This is a genomic window from uncultured Paraglaciecola sp., assembly GCF_937123705.1.
Lineage (GTDB): Bacteria > Pseudomonadota > Gammaproteobacteria > Enterobacterales > Alteromonadaceae > Paraglaciecola.
Genome location: NZ_CAKZKO010000075.1, coordinates 1 through 6778 on the forward strand (window position 1 = coordinate 1; position 6778 = coordinate 6778).

Annotated in this window: 6 protein-coding genes; all 6 read left to right on the plus strand. The window is 41.9% G+C overall.

The window, feature by feature from the left end:
• A partial coding sequence (locus Q0688_RS11205; RefSeq protein WP_367179790.1) for an SCO family protein occupies nucleotides 1-276 on the plus strand: 276 nt, incomplete at its 5' end.
• 7 nt (nucleotides 277-283) lie between these two features.
• Complete coding sequence (locus Q0688_RS11210; RefSeq protein ID WP_299076212.1) at nucleotides 284-1000, plus strand: AAA family ATPase; 717 nt, start codon at nucleotides 284-286, stop codon at nucleotides 998-1000.
• A 261-nt stretch (nucleotides 1001-1261) separates the two neighbouring features.
• On the plus strand, nucleotides 1262-2098 hold the full coding sequence (locus Q0688_RS11215; protein WP_299076215.1) for a replication initiation protein: 837 nt from the start codon (nucleotides 1262-1264) through the stop codon (nucleotides 2096-2098).
• A 114-nt stretch (nucleotides 2099-2212) separates the two neighbouring features.
• On the plus strand, nucleotides 2213-3583 hold the full coding sequence (locus tag Q0688_RS11220) for a hypothetical protein (protein ID WP_299076218.1): 1371 nt from the start codon (nucleotides 2213-2215) through the stop codon (nucleotides 3581-3583).
• 1576 nt (nucleotides 3584-5159) lie between these two features.
• Nucleotides 5160-6002: a replication initiation protein gene (locus Q0688_RS11225; RefSeq protein ID WP_299076221.1), complete on the plus strand. Its 843-nt coding sequence runs from the start codon at nucleotides 5160-5162 to the stop codon at nucleotides 6000-6002.
• Between the two features lie 75 nt (nucleotides 6003-6077).
• Nucleotides 6078-6778, plus strand: a 701-nt coding sequence (locus Q0688_RS11230; protein WP_299076224.1) for a hypothetical protein, incomplete at its 3' end; no start/stop codon positions are given.

A 6778-nucleotide genomic window follows, 5' to 3' on the forward strand; every position in this document is an offset into this window, starting at 1 on the left:
CCTGAAACAGATACACCAACACGATTAAAAGCATTTGCAAAAGAAAACCTTATGGATGATGAGCATTGGATCTTTTTACAAGGAACAAAAACATCTGTTAGAGAGTTTGCTAATGTATTAGCCGTAAAATATAAACAAATTTCACCTTTAGATTTTTCTCACTCAAACATTATTACTGTTTTTAATCCAGCAGGAGAATTAGTACATCAACAAGAAGGATTAGGTGTTGATAATAAAGAAACGATTTCAAAAATCATTGAAACAGTAACCAAATAAGTAAGCAATGAAATCAGTTGAAGAAGAAATTATTTTAAATGGAAAAAGTAAAAGTCCGTATTATAAATCCGTAGGAAAAGAAGTAGCTGTTTTTAAACATTCGTACGAACAAAAATTACCATTTTTATTAAAAGGTCCTACCGGTACAGGTAAATCGAGATTTATTGAGTTTATGGCGCATAAGTTGCATAAAAACTTAATAACAGTAAGTTGTCACGAAGAAACGTCATCAACCGATTTAATAGGAAGATATATTATTAAAGGAGCAGAAACAGATATTATACCAGATGAAAGCGGAATATCTTATCTTAAAGTTGTAGAAGCTGGCAATAATGGCTCTCATAACCATTTTTTAGAAGACGGAAAAACGTCTAAACTGCACAACGTTTTGGTGTCGTTAAATAAGCACCAAGACGGAGCTATAAATATTACAAATACAGAAGCGGGTTTGTTTATTAATTCGCCTTTTGAGGGTGAATATATGACTATGGCAACCAGAGCTCAAGGCAAATTAATAAAAGACAGTTTACAGCCTTTAATATTAAGATCTAGATATGTTATAGGAGATATGCAATTGGTGTTTCCAAAACCCGTGGTAAAAGGTGTTTTTGATGTGGTTAAAAAACCCGTAATTCTTAAAAATGATGAAGACGGTATTGTTATAGATGTTACGGTTAACGGTGAAACCAAAAAAGTAAACCTTTCACGTTTCAATTCTATTTAACAGTTGCATTATTTTCTTGCTCATCGAGGTGGTTATCCACAGCCCTATCTATTGTTTCTATTGTTTCTTCTTGTTTCTAGGCGCTATAACCTTAATTAAATCAACAACTTGCAGGGTTAACTACAAGGTTTTGGGGGTTAACTACAAGGTTTTGGGGGTCTAACTACAAGGTTTTGGGGGTTAACTACAGTGTGATAAAAAGTATTGTAGTTAAGTAAAAGCAATGATAATGTTCGTTTATTGTTTTTAGCGGTTGATGAGATGTCTGAACTGGATAGAATGCTTAAGCAAATTGAAGCAATACGCTTGTTGAGTGAGAGAAAAGCAGCAAACACTAACGCACTTGCAGAGGTTGACCCGTTGCACGAGGTCGCTGATAACACCGTTACTAAAAGCCATGCCCTATCCCGCGCTTACTATCGCTTTGGAATTGTAGAAAAGCGCTGTATGGAAGCTCTGATAAGCAAATTAAACCCTTTACGCAGTGACAACCCACAAGAAATAGAATTACTCGCTACTGAGTACGTGAAGGCATTTCCAGACGCTGGGAAACATGCTTATGAACATCTGGAAAAGGCAGGTGACGCATTAGTAAACCGAGTTATTGTTATTGAAAGCCCTCGGCGAGGTGTTACCCATGAAAAAATCCCCCTAATGTCTATCGTTCGATACCAGCCTAAAGAGGGGAAAATTGTATGTGAGTTTAATTCTCATATTGTCCCGCACTTAATCGGCCTTCGTGAAAAATTTAGCAGCTACCCGTTACGTAAAGCGGTCAGCTTTAGTAGCTCCTACACGTGGCGATTCTATGAAATACTGGTTAGCTGGGCGCAACATAAAAACATTACAGGTGGTCGGCTTATGGGTTGGATTGACCGCCAAAGCGTTGACGATCTAAGGGAAATGCTGGGTGTTCCTAAGAGCTACCGATGGGATAATTTTAAAGTTCAGGTGCTTGATATCGTTGAAACAGAACTTAGAGACAAGGCCAACATTCACATAAGTTTTGAACGGGTAAAAACAGGCAGGAAGATAACACACTTAAACATAAGTTTTGCTGAAAGTGAGCAGCAAAAACTACCACTTAAGGAGGTGTAGGAAGTTAAAAATAAGATCAGGCGCAGCGATTAAGCCACGCCCACCCCGTTCTGATTAGGTGTATCAGCACCTAGACCAGGACTTCACTTAAACGACTTTATAGGAGTCGAGAAAATGCAAGATAATACTATCATCAATACTACTGGTTTCAGTAGCGAATCACTGATTGCAACGTTGGGTATCATTGCCCTACTCCTTGCGCTCATCGCGTATCAACAACGTGGTAACGCTAATCAGGCCCGTTCATGGCTGGGATACTCTGCCCTCACACTGGAACTCTTAGCCGGATCAATGGCGATTTATTGGAGTGTCAAAAACGGTTCCGGATTGCTCACATGGATTTTTGTGCTGGGCTTTGTTGGTTTGGCCGTCGCCAAGGCGTCGATCGTGTCCGCCGTCTCTAAAGCTTTTACTGATGCCAACCATCCCGCCCTGTTTTTTGGGGTGATTTCTTTGCTGGGTGCTTATACGGTGGTGTACTTTGCTGGGTCTTTTCACGGCGGTATCGAAGGTGCCGGAAAAGCCGCACAGGAAGCCACCGCAAGCGCACCCATTAGGGCACTGGATGCACAGCTTGAATCCGCTAGAAATAAGCTCACAGGCTTATCAAACTATGCTGACGGTTCCAAAGCATCCAAGGAAAGCGACAAAGCGGCAGTTCTTACCGCACAGCTAGCCAATGCCAGAACCGCCTTGAGTCGCTGCCCTACAAACTACCTAACCAAGTGCATTAACCCCAATCAGTTGAAAATTGATGAGCTACAGAGCCAATTAAACGCCCTTACCTACCATAGCGGGAATCAAAACTATTCTGGCGCCAAACAACTGATTGCTGATCTTGAAACACAACGCGCTGACCTGCTCACCGGTGGAAATATTGCCTCAGAATCGGGTCATGGTGCGGATGATAAAATCATTGCTTGGTTACTCAATATTCCCGAAGAAAATGCGCGGGATCTGAAGTGGCTAATCTTTGTGTTAGCGTTCGATATTTTGAGCTTACTGTTCCGGTTTACGGGTGAATTTGTGAGCCGTGGCATACCCGAAACTAAGTTACTGACCCGTCAATTAGGCGTGCTGTTAGAGTCGGGTTATTCACTCCCCAATGCCGCCGCCATGCTGGCAGGTGCAAGTGATGCTAATACCACTTCACAACCACCCAATCTAGCCACCGAAAATAGCGAAATTGACTGCACGCGTGCAGTCGAAAACCACTTTCAAGGTGACCCTGAAGTGGTCACGCTTGAAAATGACGATGCGCTATATATTGACTGGAAAGAACAGGTGGAAAAAGGGGCGATTAAGTGCACTCAAAAGGATGCAAAACGGTTTATTAGTCGCCACCTAACCCAAGGCAATCAGTCACAAACAATGACGCCACAAGGCATGATTGAAGTGCATAAGCGTTGGTTGAATCAGGCAACCCTTGAGGGGATTTTAAAACCACTCGGAGGCGTCGGGAAACCGTCGCACGTATTGGCCTAACGAGGGCAGGGCGATGTTGTTAAAAGTCGCCCTTTTTTACCTTTCCCTATGCCGCTAGGCAGTGAAAATTTCCCCTTAATCCCCGAAGGGCTCACCTCAATTTCGTAGAAATTGTGTAGTGAGTCCACAATTCATATCAATTGACAGAATCGTGCCCGCGTCAGCCTCGGCACTCTCTGGCAATTGGGATGAATTGTGCGTCTCTGCCAAACCCACAACCGGTAGACAGCATATGATTTGATAATCACATCAGGAATGATTGGAATGCATAAAAAATGGTTAAGCCAAACAGCAAAAGAAGGTACGGTAATTTACCAACTTTCAAACGGTTTTTTTTATGGGAGACATGATTGTTAGTGTTACGGAATCTGCGTCGGATACCAGATCGGCTAATAGCCCGGAAAAGTTTTTCTAAGTGCAGCATTTAGGGCCTTGGAATCGGTCAAAATATTAAACGATAGCTAATCATTCGGTTTTTCAATCGGAAATACGACGAACGTAAAGCCTAAGGTTCGCAAAGGTAATCTACTTTTATTACTCTTGGATAACCAAGCAGCTGTAATGAAAGCCAACATATTCTTGAAGATGAAACGGATTAACAGCGGCCTTAAGCGCTAGAGCAGTTTCCTTATTTCAAGCATATCCAAATCAGAAGCACAATACAGGCGGCGAAAATTAAGCCTAAAACGATGCTAGCGGTGGTAATGTCCATAGCGAATACCCTAGGGTTATGGGTAACAGGATAGTGGCGGCGGTATGTTAAGTTGAATTAAATTCAGACTTAATAGTGTTCTTGTTTTAATGACGATAACATAGGGAAAATAGCCTGTCATTAAGGCTGTGTTCATATTAAAGATTAATTTTTAGCCCACAATAGACCAATATAAGATACCGAGTAGGAGATTTCTCTGGCCTACGCGACCCACAGTCTGGCTTTGGGGGTGTAGGGGTCTCCCCTACGGATAACACCTGCGGAGCACTCCGTAGAAATGCCAAAGCTCATCAGGTTCAAACCCGGCATACCGCCGGGAAATAAACCATCATCCTCATGACAAACCGCTTTTAATCTTGGTTAGGGATAAATCGCCTCAGATTGACCGCTAAGCCGCTCAACGATGGAAACCATACGAATATATAAGTCAGTTTGGAATATGGTCACTGTGATGCACTCAACGCCCTACAATCTAGCAAAGTGAATCAGTGCGTAGCATTGAGAGGGCGGCAAGCCCTAAACTACTTTGCTTTTGATTGTTGGTTGGATTGGTCAGAACCAAGTTAAAAGATTCTGGTGTGATAACTGGCTTACAAGCACCAAAATGGTACGCCTCTTTTTTGCATATTGCTTAGTTATCCACAGTTCTTGTTATGTTTCTTTTGTTTCTTCTTGTTTATAGACGCCAGAAATTTTTAAAAATCAAATACTTAAAGATCTAAAAAACATATTTTGATGGTTAAAAAACATATTTTGATGGTCTAAAAAACATATTTTGATGGTTAAAAAACATATTTATCACGACTTGTTTTTAAATTTAAAAACAAGTATTATACGTGTTATGTTTTTAAGTTGGTGTTTACGATGTCTGATATTGATCGGTTGCTGCGGAAGATTGAGCTAACACGTCAGAAAAAAAGTAAAAGTTCTAATGAGCTAGCATCTGCTGATCCTCTGTATGAAATAGCAAATAACTCGGTTACTAAAGGTCATGCTCTTTCTCGCGCTTACTACCGATTTGGGATAGCTGAAAAACGGTGCATGGAAGCCTTGATAAGTAAACTACACCCTATGCGTGGTGATAATAAACATCAAGATATTGAGTTATCAGCACTTGAATACAGTAAAGCCTATGGCGTTTCTGAAAAAACAGCTTATAGGGATCTAGCAAGCGCCGTAGACACTCTAATGCATAGAGTAATAACAACTGATCGAGAGGAAAACAAAAAAGGTAAGCGCGTTTTTACTTTAATGAGTTCCGCAGAGTACAAAACTGACGAAGGTAAAATATCTTGCGAGTTTAACTACCATGTCGTTCCGCACCTAATCGGCATGAGAGAGAACTTTAGCAGTTATCCATTACGGAAAGCTGTGAGTTTTAGTAGCTCTTACACATGGCGACTCTATGAAATACTAGCTAGCTGGGTAGACAAGAGAAAGGCAAATGGCCGTTTTATTGGATGGATTGACAAACAAAGCATTGAACAATTAAGGGATATGTTGGGAGTTCCTAGTAGTTACCAGTGGGTTCATTTCCAAAAACAAATACTTGATGTGGCAGAAAAAGAGCTTAGAGAAAAAGCAAATATATTTATTCATTTTGAGAGGGTAAAAACTGGCCGTAAAATCACTCATCTAAATATAAAATTCATTGAAGACGACCAGCAACAATTACCACTAGAAGGAGGTGATACCACAAAAAAATAACTGTAACGCCCTACCCACTTGGCGGGAACCAAGCGGGAGGACTTCACTTAAACGACTGTATTAGGAGTCGAGAAAATGCAAAACGATACTATCATCAATACTACTGGTTTCAGTAGCGAATCACTGATTGCAACCTTGGGTATCATTGCCCTATTCCTCGCGCTTATCGCGTATCAACAACGCGGTAACGCCAACCAGTCGCGCTCATGGCTGGGTTATTCAGCCCTCACACTGGAACTCTTGGCCGGATCTATGGCGATTTATTGGAGTGTCAAAAACGGTTCCGGATTGCTTACCTGGATTTTTGTGCTGGGCTTCGTTGGTTTGGCCGTCGCTAAGGCCTCGATCGTGCCGGCAGTCTCTAAAGCATTCACCGATCAGAATCACCCTGCTCTATTTTTCGGGGTCATGTCCTTGTTGGGTGCTTATACCGTGGTGTACTTTGCTGGGTCGTTTCACGGCGGTATTGAAGGGGCCGGAAAAGCGGCACAGGAAGCCACTGCCAGCGCACCGATCAGAGCGTTAGATGCTCAGCTTGAAGCTGCCAGGAACAAGCTCACTAGCCTGTCAAATTATGCGGATAGCAACAAAGCCGCATCAGAGCGTGAAAAAGCATCCAGCTTGAATACACAGCTAGCCAATGCTAGAACCACCTTGAGTCGCTGCCCTACAAACTACCTAACCAAGTGCATTAATCCAAATCAGTTGAAAATTGATGAGCTACAGAGCCAATTAAACGCCCTTACCTACCATAGCGGGAATCAAAACTATTCTGG

Coding starts and splice junctions, on each gene's coding strand:
- Q0688_RS11220 (WP_299076218.1), top strand. CDS start 2,213: ATGCAAGATAATACTATCATCAATACTACTGGTTTCAGTAGCGAATCA.
- Q0688_RS11225 (WP_299076221.1), top strand. CDS start 5,160: ATGTCTGATATTGATCGGTTGCTGCGGAAGATTGAGCTAACACGTCAG.
- Q0688_RS11210 (WP_299076212.1), top strand. CDS start 284: ATGAAATCAGTTGAAGAAGAAATTATTTTAAATGGAAAAAGTAAAAGT.
- Q0688_RS11215 (WP_299076215.1), top strand. CDS start 1,262: ATGTCTGAACTGGATAGAATGCTTAAGCAAATTGAAGCAATACGCTTG.